Source organism: Massilia niastensis DSM 21313 (assembly GCF_000382345.1).
Lineage (GTDB): Bacteria > Pseudomonadota > Gammaproteobacteria > Burkholderiales > Burkholderiaceae_D > Telluria > Telluria niastensis.
On the sequence record NZ_KB908146.1, the window covers coordinates 12,768 to 27,837 of the forward strand.

Annotated in this window: 17 protein-coding genes; 2 read left to right on the plus strand and 15 right to left on the minus strand. The window is 65.8% G+C overall.

The window, feature by feature from the left end:
* Nucleotides 1–24: 24 nt before the first annotated feature.
* Nucleotides 25–1,005, plus strand: a complete 981-nt coding sequence (locus tag H162_RS0126295; RefSeq protein ID WP_169444581.1) for a Bug family tripartite tricarboxylate transporter substrate binding protein — start codon at nt 25–27, stop codon at nt 1,003–1,005.
* A 179-nt stretch (nt 1,006–1,184) separates the two neighbouring features.
* Here the strand turns inward: H162_RS0126295 and H162_RS0126300 are convergent, their stop codons facing one another.
* The 11 genes from H162_RS0126300 to H162_RS0126350 form a co-directional block, all read right to left on the minus strand.
* Nucleotides 1,185–1,400, minus strand: coding sequence for a hypothetical protein (locus tag H162_RS0126300; RefSeq protein WP_020656469.1), 216 nt, complete (start codon nt 1,398–1,400; stop codon nt 1,185–1,187).
* A 122-nt stretch (nt 1,401–1,522) separates the two neighbouring features.
* Complete coding sequence (locus H162_RS0126305; RefSeq protein WP_020656470.1) at nt 1,523–2,587, minus strand: CobW family GTP-binding protein; 1,065 nt, start codon at nt 2,585–2,587, stop codon at nt 1,523–1,525.
* Between the two features lie 45 nt (nt 2,588–2,632).
* Nucleotides 2,633–3,745, minus strand: coding sequence for a zinc-dependent alcohol dehydrogenase (locus H162_RS0126310; RefSeq protein WP_020656471.1), 1,113 nt, complete (start codon nt 3,743–3,745; stop codon nt 2,633–2,635).
* 46 nt (nt 3,746–3,791) lie between these two features.
* Nucleotides 3,792–4,493: an RraA family protein gene (locus H162_RS0126315; RefSeq protein ID WP_020656472.1), complete on the minus strand. Its 702-nt coding sequence runs from the start codon at nt 4,491–4,493 to the stop codon at nt 3,792–3,794.
* Complete coding sequence (locus tag H162_RS0126320) at nt 4,490–5,578, minus strand: amidohydrolase family protein (protein ID WP_020656473.1); 1,089 nt, start codon at nt 5,576–5,578, stop codon at nt 4,490–4,492. The genes H162_RS0126315 and H162_RS0126320 overlap by 4 nt, the downstream gene beginning before the upstream one ends.
* A gap of 144 nt (nt 5,579–5,722) precedes the next feature.
* A complete protein-coding gene (locus tag H162_RS0126325; protein WP_020656474.1) occupies nt 5,723–6,586 on the minus strand; it encodes an alpha/beta hydrolase in 864 nt (287 codons plus the stop codon).
* Between the two features lie 11 nt (nt 6,587–6,597).
* Nucleotides 6,598–7,440 carry a 3-methyl-2-oxobutanoate hydroxymethyltransferase gene (locus tag H162_RS0126330; protein ID WP_020656475.1) on the minus strand — a complete coding sequence of 281 codons (843 nt, stop codon included), beginning with the start codon at nt 7,438–7,440 and terminating at the stop codon, nt 6,598–6,600.
* Nucleotides 7,441–7,482: 42 nt separating this feature from the next.
* Nucleotides 7,483–8,415, minus strand: coding sequence for a substrate-binding domain-containing protein (locus tag H162_RS0126335; RefSeq protein WP_026355124.1), 933 nt, complete (start codon nt 8,413–8,415; stop codon nt 7,483–7,485).
* Between the two features lie 39 nt (nt 8,416–8,454).
* Complete coding sequence (locus tag H162_RS0126340; RefSeq protein WP_020656477.1) at nt 8,455–8,754, minus strand: hypothetical protein; 300 nt, start codon at nt 8,752–8,754, stop codon at nt 8,455–8,457.
* Between the two features lie 12 nt (nt 8,755–8,766).
* Nucleotides 8,767–9,216: a hypothetical protein gene (locus tag H162_RS0126345; RefSeq protein ID WP_020656478.1), complete on the minus strand. Its 450-nt coding sequence runs from the start codon at nt 9,214–9,216 to the stop codon at nt 8,767–8,769.
* A 19-nt stretch (nt 9,217–9,235) separates the two neighbouring features.
* Complete coding sequence (locus H162_RS0126350) at nt 9,236–10,519, minus strand: aromatic ring-hydroxylating dioxygenase subunit alpha (RefSeq protein ID WP_026355125.1); 1,284 nt, start codon at nt 10,517–10,519, stop codon at nt 9,236–9,238.
* Between the two features lie 206 nt (nt 10,520–10,725).
* Between H162_RS0126350 and H162_RS32015 the strand changes: the two genes are divergently transcribed.
* The gene (locus H162_RS32015; protein WP_229452278.1) at nt 10,726–11,112 is read left to right on the plus strand and encodes a non-heme iron oxygenase ferredoxin subunit; all 387 of its coding nucleotides are present in this window, start codon (nt 10,726–10,728) and stop codon (nt 11,110–11,112) included.
* 29 nt (nt 11,113–11,141) lie between these two features.
* On the opposite strand, the gene H162_RS0126360 is transcribed toward H162_RS32015, so the two are convergent.
* From H162_RS0126360 to H162_RS0126375, 4 genes are all read right to left on the minus strand, one after another.
* Nucleotides 11,142–12,074: a DMT family transporter gene (locus tag H162_RS0126360; protein ID WP_020656481.1), complete on the minus strand. Its 933-nt coding sequence runs from the start codon at nt 12,072–12,074 to the stop codon at nt 11,142–11,144.
* Nucleotides 12,071–13,282 (minus strand): MFS transporter, encoded by a 1,212-nt coding sequence (locus H162_RS0126365; RefSeq protein WP_020656482.1) that lies wholly within the window; start codon nt 13,280–13,282, stop codon nt 12,071–12,073. The genes H162_RS0126360 and H162_RS0126365 overlap by 4 nt, the downstream gene beginning before the upstream one ends.
* 79 nt (nt 13,283–13,361) lie before the next feature.
* Nucleotides 13,362–14,414: an ABC transporter substrate-binding protein gene (locus H162_RS0126370; RefSeq protein WP_026355126.1), complete on the minus strand. Its 1,053-nt coding sequence runs from the start codon at nt 14,412–14,414 to the stop codon at nt 13,362–13,364.
* Between the two features lie 79 nt (nt 14,415–14,493).
* The coding region (locus tag H162_RS0126375) for a cupin domain-containing protein (RefSeq protein ID WP_020656484.1) at nt 14,494–15,070 on the minus strand (577 nt) is incomplete at its 5' end.

Genomic DNA, 15,070 nt, shown 5'->3' on the forward strand with positions numbered 1-15,070 from the left:
GCGCGCTCGATGCCGACAAAAGACATGACAACCTCGATCCCCCGCTTTGCCCTGCGCATGCTGCTAGGCGCATCCGTCCTGACTGCCGGCGTGGCGCAGGCCGCGCCCTGGCCAATGAAACCGGTGCGCGTCATCGTGCCGTATGCACCGGGCGGCACTGCCGACACCCTGGGCCGCGTGGTGGCCACCCACCTCGGCGACAGCTTCAAGCAGAGCTTCATCGTCGAGAACCGGCCGGGCGCCGGCGGCGTGACGGGCTCCGCCGTCGTGGCGAAATCGGCGCCTGACGGCTACACGCTGGTCATCTCGGGCATCGGCTCGCATGCCATCGCGCCCTCGCTGTCGAAGAAGATGCCGTTCGATGCGATGGGCGACTTTACCCATATCGCCGTGCTGGGCGGCCCGCCCAATGTGCTGGCGGTGCATCCCAGCGTGCCGGTCAAGAACCTGAAGGATTTCGTGGCGTATGCGAAGGCGCACCAGGGAGCGCTCAACTACGGCTCGCCGGGCAACGGCACCCAGGGTCACCTGTTCGCCGAAAACTTCATGCAGATCACCGGCGTCAAGATGACGCACGTGCCCTACAAGGGAGCCAACCCTGCGGTCTCGGACCTGATGGCGGGCCATATCCAGGCCCTGTCGACCACCCTCAGCACGGCGGCGGGCCAGATCCGCTCCGGCAAGGCGCGCGCGCTGGCCGTGTCGACGAAATCGCGCGTCAGCGAGTTCGCCGACGTGCCGACCTTCGCCGAACTGGGGCATCCGGAGCTGATCGCGACCACCTGGTTCTCGCTGTCAGGTCCGGCCGGGATGAACAAGGACATCGTGCAGCGCCTGAACGCCGAAGTACGGCGCATCCTGCAGTTGCCGGATGTCCGCCAGAAGCTGACGGCCGAGGGCATCGAGCCGGGCAATCTCGACCCGCAGCAAAGCACTGCCTACATGGCCGCCGAGATCAAGCGCTGGGCACCGGTGGTGCAGGCATCCGGCGCGAGCATCGACTGAGATGGAAGCCGCCGGCCGGAGCGGGGCAAGTGGCATCGGAATGCCGCAGCCCGCGACCTCGTCGTTCCGGATCGGCGGCACCGCGTTGGGGGATATGGAAGGGCGACACGGAAGCTGGAAACGGAGCGGGTCGTGCCGGGCCGGCGCTGGCCGGCCTGCTGGGGTAGATGGGAGGCTGCTCAGACCCCGGTCCAGCGCGTCCAGCTGTCGCATTCGTAGGACAGCGCCGAGCCGAAACCGAAGAATGTCCGTGCGCGGCTTGCCTCGGCTGGCGCGGGCGGCAGCTCGCGCACGGGGTTCGGGCGTGGCGCCGGGTGCTGGATCAGCGATTGCTTTACCGGGGAAGCTTTCCGCGCTCCCATGATGCCGGTGGCATCAAACGACATGGTCGACATACTGCGCTCCAATCAAAGATTTTGTTGCAGCGCAGTATAACGGCTCGACCCCGGCCAGTCCAATCAAGTTTCCCGATATGTGGAATTCATTTCTCTAATATGGGACATCATTCCATTAAAAATCACGCTCCCGGGCCCGCGGCGGGAGCGGCGCAGGACTCGAATCCTTTCCTGAGCATGTGTTCGTCCAGGTTGCGTCCGATAAACACAATCCGGCTGTAACGCGCTTCTCCGGCCTGCCATTCCCGCTGCAAGTCCCCTTCCAGCAGCATGTGGACGGACTGGAACACCAGGCGCCGCTTCTCGTCCTTGACGTCGATGATGCCTTTCGCGCGCAGGATATCCTCGCCCTTGCTGTTCACCAGGGCATTCAGCCACATGCCGATGCGTTCGCCGTTCATCGGCAGCGCGCAGGTCAGCGCAATGCTGCGGATCCCGGCATCGTGCTCATGGTCGTGATGATCCTCGTGCCCGTGGCCGTGATGTCCCTCGTGCGCGTGGCCGCAATGCTCGTCATGCACATGGCCTGCCTCGCACTGCGCGGGCCGGAGAAAATCAGGCTCGAGCGAGACGATGCGCCCGATGTCGAAGCCGCCCCGCCCCAGCACCTTGTCGAGGGAGACATTCGCGCGCTGGGCGCGATGGATCGGCGCCAGCGGATTCAGCCTCCTCAACCTGGCTTCGATGCGGCCGAGTTCTTCCTCCGTCGCCAGCTCGGTCTTGTTCAGCACCATCTGGTCGGCGAAGGCCACCTGCTCGACAGCCTCGCGGCTGTCGTGCAGGCGCAGCAGGATATGCCGGGCGTCGACCACCGTCGTCACCGAGTCGAGGACCGTCTTCTCCTGCAGGAAGGGATCGACGAAGAAGGTCTGTGCGACCGGGCCGGGATCGGCGAGGCCCGTGGTCTCGACGATGATGGCGTCGAAGTTCGCAGTCCTCGACAGCAGGCCGTGCATGGTGCGGATCAGGTCTCCCCGCACCGTGCAGCAGATGCAGCCATTGTTCATCTCGAACAGCTCTTCATCCGCCTTGAGGATGAGGTCATTGTCGATCCCCACCGCGCCGAATTCGTTGACGATCACGGCATAGCGCCGGCCATGATCTTCCGAAAGGATGCGGTTCAGGAGCGTGGTCTTGCCGGCGCCGAGATAACCGGTGAGCACCGTGACGGGAATGCGTTCTGCCATGTGGCCCCTTTCGTCCTGCTGGTCAAAGCCCGGTGGCCGGGCCGCTTACATCCATGGCATCAGCGATACGTGCACCACGTCCGGCGCGCCCTCGCCGCCCACCGACTTGATCGCATATTCGGTATCCGCGAGGCCGAAGCGGTGGGTGGTCAGCAATTCGAGCGGGAAGCGCTTGGAAGCCAGCTGCTCCAGCGCCAGCTCGCAGGCGCGGTAGCTGTGGCCGCGGGCGCTCTTGATGGTGATGTACTTCACGGTGATCTTCCCGATCGGGAAGTTCGGGAAGTCGCTCATTTCGCCCTGGATCAGCAGGGTGCCTCCCTTGCGCTTGAGCGCTTCGACGCCCAGGTGGATCGGCGCGGTGCCGGCGCCCGCGGTGCAGTCCAGCGCCACGTCCACGCCCTTGCCGCCGGTGATCTCCATGATCCGCTGCAGCGGATTCTCTTCCTGCACGTTGATCACATGATCGGCGCCCAGCTTCCTGGCCACCTCCAGGCGCGCCTTGTCCTTGTTGGTCCCGGTCACGATGATCAGGGAAGCACCGGCCTGCTTGCAGGCGATGGTCTGGGACAGCCCCTGCTGGCCAGGCCCCTGGATCAGCACCGTGGAGTTGTAGCCGACGCCGCAATCGAACAGCGCCCATTCGATGCCGTTGGCCATCGGGGTCACCAGCCCGGCCAGCTCGGGCGTCACGCCGTCGGGCACCTTGTGCACCACCGAATTCCACGGCAGGTACATGAACTGGGAGAATCCGCCCCACAGATGCGGCGGCTTGTCCGAGGTGCTGTAGCCGTAGCGGATGCCGTCCGGGTTCGAGCGCCAGTCGGTGTTCTCGCAATGGCGGTACTCGCCCTTGTGGCACCATTCGCACTTGCCGCACATGACGTAATGCTCGACGAAGACCAGGTCGCCTTCCTTGAAGCCCTTGCGCGCCGTGAATTCCTTGCCCGCCTTCGCGATGTAGCCGATGTTCTCGTGACCCATGATCACCGGGCCGCCGGTCTTCAGCGGTTCCTTGAACATCTTCACGTCGGTCCCGCAGATACCCGCCACCTCGACCCGCATCAGCGCGGCGTCGTCCGGAATCTCCGGCATCGGGAATTCCTGGATCTCGATCTGGCTCGGACCGACCTTGACTGCTGCCTTTACTTTTTCCACCATGATGTCTCCATGCTTGTTGATTCGTTTGCTGCGGCCGACGCCGTGCTTACAGCGTTTCGCCTTCCTTCAGTACCCCGGCGGCGCGCAGTGCGCCGTCCAGCCATCCCGGCTGGATGTTCTTCCCGGCCAGGATGTCGGCGATACGGGCGCGTTCGTCGGCCACCTTCCTTTCGGCCAGGCCCAGCAGCGATTCCGCCTTCTCGCGCTCGACCACCACCACCCCATCGGCGTCGCCGACGATCAGGTCGCCCGGGTTGACGACCACGCCGCCACAGGTGACCGGCCAGTTGATGCGCCCGGCCACGCCCTTGGTCGGGCCATTCGGGTTGGCGCCGATCGCATACACCGGGAAGCCGAGTTCCAGCAACTCCTCGGTGTCGCGCAGCGCCGCATCCAGGATCACCCCGCCGAAGCCGAGCTGCTGGCAGGTATTCATCATGATCGCGCCCATCAATGCGCAGGTGCGGTCGGCCTTGCCGTCGATGACGAGGATATCGCCCGGCCTGGCCATCGCCATCGCCGCGTGGATCATCAGGTTGTCGCCCGGACGCACCTCGACCGTGAAGGCCGGTCCGGCGATGCGGGTGGCGGGCGTCAGCGGCGCGATGCGCGCATCCATGGCGCCGCGGCGGCCGGCCACGTCGGCCAGGATCGAGGAAGCGAAGGCCGAGGCCTGCTGCACCACGGCCGGCGCCACGCGCTCGAACTCGCGCCGGATGGTCGAAAGGGAAGCCTGCATGTTACTCATGTCAATTCCTTTGCTCGTGCTTGTGATTGGATGGGCGAGGCCTGGCCCGGCTGCCTGGCGGGGAAACCGCGCTGCGTCAGGAGCGCGTCCAGGCGCGGATACACGCGGCGCGCATTACCCTCGAAGATCTTGTAGCGGCTCTCTTCGCCGAGGCCATCGAGCTGGTCGAGGTAGCGCTTGGTATCGTCGAAGTGGTGGCCGGTCTCGGGATCTATCCCGGGCACGGCGCCCAGCATCTCGGACGCGAACAGCACGTTATCGACCGGCACCACGTCGGTGAGCAGCTCGATGCCCGGCTTGTGGTACACGCAGGTGTCGAAGAACACGTTGTTCATCAGGTGGTCGAGCAGGTTCGTCTTGCGCATGGCCAGGCACATGCCGCGGTAGCGCCCCCAGTGGAAAGGCACGGCGCCGCCCCCATGCGGGATGACGAACCTCAGGGTCGGGAAATCGGCGAACAGGTTGCCCTGGATCAGCTGCATGAAGGCCGTGGTGTCGGCATTGATGTAATGCGCGCCCGTATGGTGGACCGCCGGGTTGCAGGACGAGGACACATGGATCATCGCCGGCACGTCCAGCTCGCAGAGCTTTTCGTAGATCGGATACCAGTAGCGGTCGGTCAGCGGCGGTTCGGTCCAGTAGCCGCCCGACGGGTCCGGATTCAGGTTGACGCCAACGAAGCCGAGCTCGTTCACCATGCGCTCCAGCTCGGGAATGCAGTTCCTGGGCGAGGCGCCGGGGAACTGGGGCAGCTGGCCGACGCCGGCGAAGTTATCCGGGAACAGGGTGCAGATGCGGTGGATCAGGTCGTTGCTCAGCCGGCTCCACTGCTGGCTGACGGCTTCGTTGCCGACGTGATGCGCCATGCCGGCGGCGCGCGGAGAAAACACCGTCAGGTCGCTGCCGCGTTCCTTCTGCAGGCGCAGTTGCGGTTCGACGCTCTTCATCAGCACGTCGTCGCTGATGCAGAGGTCGCTCGTTGCCGGCTTGCGCGCCGGGTCGGCCAGGCCGGCGAGCTGCTTGTCACGGAAGGTGTGCAGCGCCTGCGGCTCGGTGGTGTAATGACAATGGATGTCGATGATCATGGCGACTGTCTCTTGGTCGGCAAGGAAGGGACCGATTTCCTTCGTTCTGATATATGGAACATCGGTCTGCATATAGGTACGCTAGCTAATGTATCTGCTGCTTTTCTTAGTGTCAACAGAAACTTTCCCCCGGGGGCATGCCGGCTAGGCCGCGCCGGCTTGCGCGGAATCGAGGAACTGCAGCAGCCGCGCCGAGGTGTTGTCCTCGAGCTGCTCGGCGGCCGCGATATCCCAGTACTCGGCGCGCGGCAGGCATTCCTCGATGTAGCGCGCGGCGGAGGTGGCGTGGGAAGCGTCCGATCCCGGCACCACCAGCGCGGGAAAATCGAGCCGCATCAGGTCCTCCGGCTCGGCGCCCGGGGCGGTATCGCGGTCGACCAGGGTGCGTCCCATCGCCGCCACGATCAGCTTGTACTTGCCGATGTCCTGGCGCGCGTACCGTTCGGCGAATGCGGGATCGCGCCGGATCACGGAAGCCCAGGGCCCGCCGCGCGGGTCGGCGCCGAAGGCCTTCCCTTCGCTGGTCGCCAGCGATACCACCGCGTCCAGCCCGTGCTGGTGCACGAAGGCCAGGTGTTCCGCGAAGCGCTGGCTGCTGGAGAGACGGTACCTGGCGCCGCCTACCGGCCAGTACAGGATCATGCTCAGCGTGGCCTCCGGGTGGGCGACGGCGAACGCCATGACGGGGCAGCATCCCATGCAGCCGCCCATCAGGTGGGCCTTGTCGATGCCGAGGTGATCCAGCAGGCCCTTGCCCTGCCTGACGTAGTCGCTCCAGCCGACGTGCTCGACACGGCCGCCCGACTGCCCGGTCTCGCGGCGGTCGAACACGATGCAGGTGTAATGGCGGGACAAGTGTTCCAGCGGCCTGGTGCGGGCATAGACGCCGAGCGATGACCATTTCTCGATGGTGGCGTCGAAGCCGCCCGGCGAGAACATCAGCAGCGCCGGCCCGGTTCCAATGACTTCGTAGCGGGTGTCGATCCCGTCGATGATAGCTGTAGGCATGGTGGTCCGTTTCAGGATGCTGGATTGACGGGAATGCCGCCCTTGATCTGGCGCGCGGCGCGCACGTCGCCGGCAAAGGCGGTAATGGCTTCGTGGGTGATGCGCGCGACATTCGCATAGGTGTCGGCCGGCGCATCGAGGTTGCTCGCCGCATAGCCGATCGCCGCGTGCGCCATGCGCATGCGGCCGTCGAGCCATGGCCCGCCGCCCAGGCCGCCGATCACCGGGATCGACACGGCGCGCGCGACCTCGGGCCCGGCCACCGGACCGGAGTTGGTGAAGTCGAGCAGCGCGGCGCCGGCGGCTTCCAGGCGTTTGGCCTCCTCCACCAGCTGGGCCGTCATGTCGGCCGGTACCTGGACTCCGCCCTTGAACATGGTGCGATAGTCGATCCCGTACTGGAGCGCGGTCTGGGGCGTGATGCCGAACTGCGCGAACACGGGGATGCCGGCGCGCGAAATGGCGCGCACGGCTTCGGGGAAATCGGCGGCGCCATCGAGCTTGATCATGTCGGCGCCGCCCTCCTTCACCAGGCGGATTGCGGCGGCCAGCGCCGCTTCGGTACCCTGCTGCAGGGGGCCGAATGGAAAGTCGACGCTGACCAGCGCGCGCCGGACGCCGCGCCGCACCGCCTTGCAGACCACGACCATCTCGTCCATCGTCACTTCCAGCGGATTGGCATGCCCCCAGAGGTTGGTGCCGACGGTGTCGCCGACCGAGACGATGTCCACGCCCGCCCGGTCGACGACCTGGGCGATCTGGTAATCCCATGCCACCACGCCGACGATCTTCTTCCCGTCGCGCTTCATCTGCTGCAGCGCCGGAATCGTCACCACGTTGTCCTTCGTATTCATGTGCTTCCCGTTCTGTTTGTCGTATGAGTTGTGCCGCCGCGCTCAGGCCACGGGTACGAACAGCTCTTCCACCGTGAAGGGCCGCTTGAGGATGCCCTGGTCGGTGGCGTGCCGGATGACCGATTCGATCATGTGGCGGTTCGCTTCGATGCCGTAAGGAAGCGGATCCGCGCCGGTGATCTGCATGACGCGCTTGTAGGTCTGGTCGGCCTTCGCCAGTTCGTCGGCCGGGGTGCGCGCCAGGCGCTCGACGTAGCGGCGCTTGGCCTCGGCGAAGGTCTCGAAAATGTCCTGCGCCAGGCCGGGATTGGCCTCCAGCAGGGCGTTCCTGACCACCAGCGTATGGTTGATCGGATAGTGGCCGTGGTCGCGCAGCGCCTCGAAGCCGGCCTGGCGGGCGTCGGGAATCAGCGGCCTGACGTCAGGGTGCTCGATCTCCACGCCGATGGCCGCTGCAATCTCCCCCGCCGCCAGCATGTCCTCGAGCGTGCGTCCCGGCTCCATCGGCACCACGTTGGAAGGCGGCTGGAACTCGGCCACATGTTCGTCGCCCGACAGCACCCAGGTCACCCTGGACAGGTCGACGCCGTACTCCTGCTGCAGGATGCTGCGCGCCCACACGCCGGTGGTCACGGTATAGCCGCGGTTGACGCCCACCTTCCTGCCTTCCAGGTCCTTCGGACTGCCGATGCCGAGGCGGGTGTTAACCAGGATGGCGCCGTGATGGAAGGCGCGCACCAGGAAGATCGGCAGCGCGGTGAACTCCTTCCCGTGCGCCCGCGCGCACAGGTAGGTGGTGATCGCCATCTCGCTGATGTCGAATTCGCTCCCGCGCACCATGCGGCGGAACGCCTGGATAATCTTCGGCACTTCTTCGAATTCGAAATCGAAGCCCTGCGGCGCCACGCTCCGGTCCTTCAGGGCCCCGGTGTGTCCCAGCGTCTGCACGGCGGTTTTCAGTACTGGTCTCGACATAGTGTTCGTCTCCTTCCATCCCGCTGCGGGGAGGTCTGTTCAGCAGCATTCGCAGAAATTGGTGTCCGGCACATGCAGCGAATCCATCAGCCAGTCGAAGGGAATATCGTCCTGGGTGACTTCTTCCGGCGGCTTGAAGGCCTTGAACTGGTGGCGCTTGTTCCCGTTGGTCCAGAACGCCACCACGGTCTCCAGCGGCGGGCAGCCGGGCAGCGAGCAGGCCACTTCGGACACCAGGATCGCGGCGTCCTCGGGCAGCCTGAAGCGCTCCCGGGTCCAGTCCTTCACGCGCTCGAGCGCCGCCAGCTTCTCAGGCGGCTTCCGGAATGATCCAAGCATCGCCGCCCCTGTTCATGCGCCCAGCTCCACCAGCATGTCCACCACGTAGTCCGGATCCGAAGCGATCACCAGCAGGTCGCACGACGGCCGCAGGATCGCCAGGTCGCCCTGCGCGGCAGGCCCATGGTCTTGCTGGAGGAAGATCCCGGTGACCAGCACGCCGGCCACCCGGGCCGCCTGCCTGATCATCTGCACCGCCCCGAGATCGTCCCCGGCACAGGCCACGACCACCACCATGTCGGCCTCGGCGAACGACTCCAGCAGCGCGACCATGGCCGCGGCATTGCCGGGGTCGGCCATGGCCACGCTGACTTCCTGCAGCTCGCGCTCCCCGGTGGCGCCGGCCACCCGGGCGCCGCCGGCGCCGACGCCCACCAGCTTGATCAGGCGGCGTCGCGAGTTCGGCAGTTTGATACGATGGCGGACTTGGCTCGCCGCCACGGCTTCGGTGCTAGTTCCCATTGCCAGACTCCGTTCGTGGTCATACGGAGGTGAGCGGGACACCTTCCCTGGCGATCAGCGCTTCCCTGGCGGCGTCCTTGAACGCGACGTCGGGCGGGAGCACCAGCGATGCCGAGCGCACACGCTGTTCCGCCGGCGTGACGCCCGGCGGCTGCACGCCCTTGGCCAGCGCCAACGCGGCCTTGCGCAGGCGGTGGCGCGCCATGATGATGCCGTTGTCGGTCGAGACCAGGTTCTCCTTGCTGCGGTCGGCGATCGGCCCCATGCTCTCCTGCAGCGAGGCATCCTGGATGCCGATGCCCTCGATGCCGCTGTAGCTGATGCGCGCCTTCTGCGCTTCACGGTCCATCAGGTAGTCGTTGGTCTTGTTCTGGATCGGGATGTAGGTGCCCGGGATGGTCTTGACGTGGATGCCCTTGCCGTCGATCATGGCCGCGCGCTCCTTGTCGGTCAGTTCGCGCATCGGATGGTAGTCGTAGCTCCACGCCCAGCAGCTTTCGTCGTCGATCGGGATCCAGAAGTGGCCGTGGATCGAATGGTCGCCGCGCGGCGGGATGGCGGTAAAGCACGGCATGACCCACTGGGTGATGCGCCAGTAGTAGTTCCCCTCTTCGGCGTTGCGGCGCGCACCGATCAGGAGGCCGCCTTCCGATTCGACGACTTCGAACTTCACCTGGAAGTCCTGCAGGTTGTACTGGTTGCCCTTGGCGCCCTTGAACAGGGGGTCGCGCTCCAGCGCGCCGCTGTGCAGGAAGGACACGTGGCTGGAATCGATCCCGCCTTCCATCGCCTGCAGGTAGTTGCTTTCCTGCAGACGCTTGGACATGTAGCGATGCTTCGGCCCGACCATCGCGAACTCGTATTCCGGCAGCGGCGGCTGCAGCTCGGGCGGCCCCATGTAGGTCCACAGGACGCCGCCGCGCTCCACCAGCGGATAGGACTTCAGCTTGATCTTCTTGCAGTAGCCGCTCTCGACCGGCTCCGACGGCACGTCGACGCACTGGCCGCTGGTATCGTATTTCCAGCCATGGTAGGGGCAGCGCAGGCCATTTTCCTCGTTCCGGCCGAACCACAGCGATACGCCGCGGTGGGCGCAGAACTCGTCCATCAGGCCCAGCTTGCCGGAGCTGTCGCGGAAAGCGATCATCCGTTCCGACAGCAGCTGCACCCGCACCGGCGGGCAGTCCGGTTCCGGCAATTCCTCGGCCAGCAGCGCGGGGATCCAGTAGCGCCGGAACAAATCGCCCATCGGTGTGCCCGGCCCTGTCTGAATCAGCAGTTCGTTCTGTTCCCGTCTTGTCATGTGAGTCTCCTTCGTCGGTGATTGTCATGCAGCGCCCGAATGCAGAACGGTTACTGCCTTCCTCTTCGTTCTGATATACGGAATGCTGTTCCTTTGGGTGAAATTAAGATATCATCCATTTCGTTGCCGTGTCAATCGCTGACGCGGCGCGATGCCGGGGCGGGAACACGCCTGAAACCAATCATGTGCTGACGACGGGATTCATCATGACCGACACAAAACCTTTTGATTTAATGCGCTTCGTTGAACTGTGCACGACCGCGGAAGTTGCCCCTGGCAGCGCGGTGAAAGTGGAGAGCGGCGAGCGCACGCTTGCGGTTTTCAATATCGACGACCAGTTTTACGTGACCGACGACCTGTGCACGCACGGCCCCGGTTCGCTCTCGGAGGGATACATCGATGGCGACGTGGTGGAATGCGATTTCCATAACGGCGCCTTCAACATCCGCACCGGCGAGGTGGTCGCCCCGCCGTGCATGGTTCCGCTGAAGACCTACCTGGTGTACACGGCCGACGGCAAGGTGTATATCGACCCGAACCAGCCGGCCTGCCCTTCCGCCTTCACCTGCCCGAAGGCGGTGGCCAACGGCTGAACGGCGCCCGGGCCGCCGCGGCCCGGGTCCTAATGCAGCACGATGAGGACGGTGCCGGCCACGCCCAGGCCGGCGGCCTGCAGGGTGGCGGCGTTCAGCTGCTCGGTCTTGCGCAGGATGATCACGCTGAGGAAGATGGTGACGAACACCTCCATCGATGACACCAGCGCCACCCGCGAGATCGTCGTATGGCTGAGCGCCGCGAAGTACAGCAACTGGCCCGCCGAACTCAGTACGCCCGCGGCAAGCAGCCAGGGATTGAAGCAGGTGAAGGCGGCGCGCAGCGAGGTCCGGTAGCTGTCGACGAAGCGCGCCGCGATCACGAACACCAGCGCGCCGACCAGCGCCCCCACCATGGTGCCGAAGGCCGCGTCGGGTGTCAGCGTCAGTCCCTGCTTGCGGGCGACGTAACCGACCGCGTATGCCAGCGCCGACACCGGTCCGTAGAAGAATCCCAGCGACTTCAGCCTGTCCTGCCACGATGCGGGGGGCGCCTCGCGCGCCGCTCGCGCCGCGCCGGCGGCCTGCAGCGAATGCCGCACCAGCACCGCGAAACTGGAAAAGATCAGCACCATCCCGATCGCCGTGAAGGAGTCGATCGACTCGCCCAGCACCAGCACCCCGAGCAGGATCGAGAACACCGGGTTCAGGCGCTTGACCGCCGAGGCGCGCACCGCGCCCAGGTGCTGTACCGACGCGAACAGGAACACGCGCCCGATGAACATCGTCAGCACGCCGGCCGCCGCGAACCACAGCAGGCTGGCCGGGCCGGGCTGCGGCCCGCCGCGCTGCCCCGCCGCGATCCACACTCCGCCCGCCATGAGGGCGGTGATCAGGATCGACAGGAAGGCGCCGTTGTCCTGTTCCTTCCCCGTGGCGCCGCGCGCGACCGTGATGTTGGCGGCGGCGAAGCAGCACGCCGAGACAAGCGCCAGCAGCTCTCCCACGATGCGCACCGTCATGACGCCCGGGCGCCGGATGGCGCGGCGCCGGCGTTCGATGCGGGGATCAGGAAAACGAACAGGTTGGCGACGACGATCACCCCCGCCAGGAACCAGAAGGTGGTCATGATGCCGTAGCGGTCCGCCAGCACGCCGCCCACCACCGGACCGATGGACGACCCCACCGCCTGCATCCCGAACAGGATCCCGATGCTGGTCCCGCCCATCTTCTTCGGCGTCGCGTCCAGCAGCCACGCCTGCAGCACCGGACGGATCGCGTACAGGAAGAAGCCGACCAGGGCGATAAGGAAGATGAAGGCCGGCGAGCGTCCCGCGAACGCCATCCCCGCCATCATCAGGCCGCTGAGCGCCATGCTCGACATGATGATGCGCTTGCGCCCCATGCGGTCGGACAGGTGCCCGGCCAGCGGCGAGGCCAGGAAGCCGGCCGCCTGCAGCAGGAACATGCAGGCCCCCACCCACAGCGGCGAATAGCCCATTTCATAGGCGAGGAACACCGGCAGGAAGGTCAGCAGCGTGGCCTGCGTCATGGACCGGAACGCCGAGCTGGCGGCGAGCAGGATCAGGAGACGGTTCTTCAGCAGCCCCTTGAAGCCCTGCGCATACTCCTGCATCGACTGGCGGTCGGCATCGGGCTGGACCGGATGGGCACCGCCTTGCGTTCTTCGCTTGCCGGCCAGCCGCAAGGAGCCCATGCCGGCGAGGATGGCGCAGGCCATCAGCGCGCCCGGCGCCGCGTTCATCACGACGATCTCGCGCCAGCTGAACGTGACCAGCAAGGCGCCGACCGCCAGCGGCGCCAGCGCGTCCCCGGCATTGCCGCCCATGCCGTGCAGCGACAGCACCAGCCCTTTGCGCTCGGGATAGCGCTGCGCCAGCGTCGGGATCGCGGTCGGATGCCACAGGTTGTTCCCGATCCCGACCAGCGACACGCACAGCAGCAGCGCGGGATAGCTGTGGGTGAAGCCGATCAGCAGGTAGGGAAAGCCGATCCAGAACAGCGACAGCGCCATCAGGAGGCCTTTGCGCCCGATCGTATCGGCCAGCATGCCGCCCGGGACGTTGGACACCGCGCCGGCGACATACTGGCAGGTCATGACCAGGCCGATCTGGCTGTAGCTCAGGCCCAGTTCCTTGCCGATCAGGGGCAGCAGGACAAAGAACGTGGCCGGATACCAGTGCGTCATGGCATGGCCGAGCGTGATCATCCACACGTCCGCGAAGGATTTCCTTGGTGGTGCCGGTATTGTCGTCGACGCTTCCATCATTGCTCCTCCTTGGCCCGCCTCACTGCCCGCCGCGCTTGGTCACCACGTCCTCATACGATTTCGTCCACTTGTCGATCTGGTCCAGCGTCATCGCGGGATCGACCAGCGAGATGCGCAGCTTCTTGCCGAAGGGCGAAGGCACCTTGGTGTTGGTGGGAACGTAGTCCATGTTGACCAACAGCTTCTGCACCTCGGGCGACAGCATGTAGTCGTAGAACAGGGCCGCCGCGTTCGGGTGCGGCGCGTGGCGCGCGATGGCGATGCCGTTCGCGCGCGCGACCGCGGGCTCCAGCACGAACCAGTCGATCGGCGCGCCTTTTTCCTTGGCCGACTGCGGCATGTAGTTGTAGACGGTGAGCGCGAGCGGCACTTCGCCGGCGATGACCATGTTGTTCAGCAGCGAATGGCCCTTGCGCGCCGAGATGCCGTTGCGGTCGACGATATCCTTGAACAGCCTGACGCCCTTCTCCTCGCCCATGTCGGTCACCACGGTCGAGTACCATTCCTGCACCTTGGCCTCGATCCCCAGCTTGCCCTTCCATTTCGGGTCGAGCAGGTCCTGGTAGGTCTTCGGCAGGTCTTCCTTCTTCAGCAGGTTGGTGTTATAGGCCTGCACCCATACCGACAGCAGGGTGCCGGCCCACTCGCGGTGGGCCGGCACGGCGCCCTTGATCAGGTTCGGGAAATGCGGCGACACCACCGGCTGCAGGATCTTCTCGCGGTACATCGCTTCCAGCTCGGGCGTGCCGATATGGACCGCGTCGACCTCGTGGCGCCTGGCTGCGGCCTCGGTCAGGGTGCGCTGCAGCACCTTGTCGGTGCCGGCACGCCAGATTCGGACCTTGACGCCGTACTTCTGCTCGAAGGGACCGATCAGCGCGGGGATGTCCTTTTCCGCGATGGTCGTATAGAACGTGAACGTTCCTTCCTTCCTTGCCGCCTCCACCAGCTTCTGGTGGCGGTCCGCGCCCTCGTAGCGCAGCAGCGCGCCATCCTGCGCCGCGGCGGGCAGCCCCAGCGCGAGCACGGCCGCCGCGGCGCCCGCCTTCTTCATCCATGTCGACCACGTCATGTTGTCTCCTTTTTGTTATCGAAGGCCGCCCGTCCGGGGCGCGCAGCCGCGTCCACGGCGGGCGGACCGGGCGGCATCGTCAGGCGGGTGCCGTCACCTTCCCGGTCAGGTACTGCTGGATCAGTTCCGGCGTGAGCACCAGGCCGGGCTGGTACTCGGGCGCGTCTTCCAGCTGTTCCAGGTCGTTCAGGCCGAACTTCTGGTAGATCCGGTTGATCGCCGAAATCAGCCGCACCGGGCGGTCCGGGTCGGCGTTGAAATGCTGGTGGATGGTATTCGGCGGAATGTAGATCACGTCGCCCGCCTCCCATTCGTAGCGCTTGACCTCGTCCTGCGCCTTCCAGTGGTAGGTGTCGGTGATCTCGACGTCGCAGTCCTGGTGCAGGTCATAGCCCCGCCCTTCCACCACGTACAGGCATTCCTCCGCCAGGTGGCGGTGCTTGCCCGAGCGGCTGCCCGGCGGGATGATCTGCATGTACGCATCCACCGTTTCCATGCGCGTGTTCATCTGCTCGTTGAGCAGGTGCTTGAGCAGGCCCTGGCGCGACATCTCCCACGGCATCTCGTGCGGATGCACGACCTTCTTGCGCTTGCTGTTGCGCGCCGGCGCCGCCGCCGCGTCGTCCAGCAGGTTCTGGTACAGCTCCTGGTTGGCC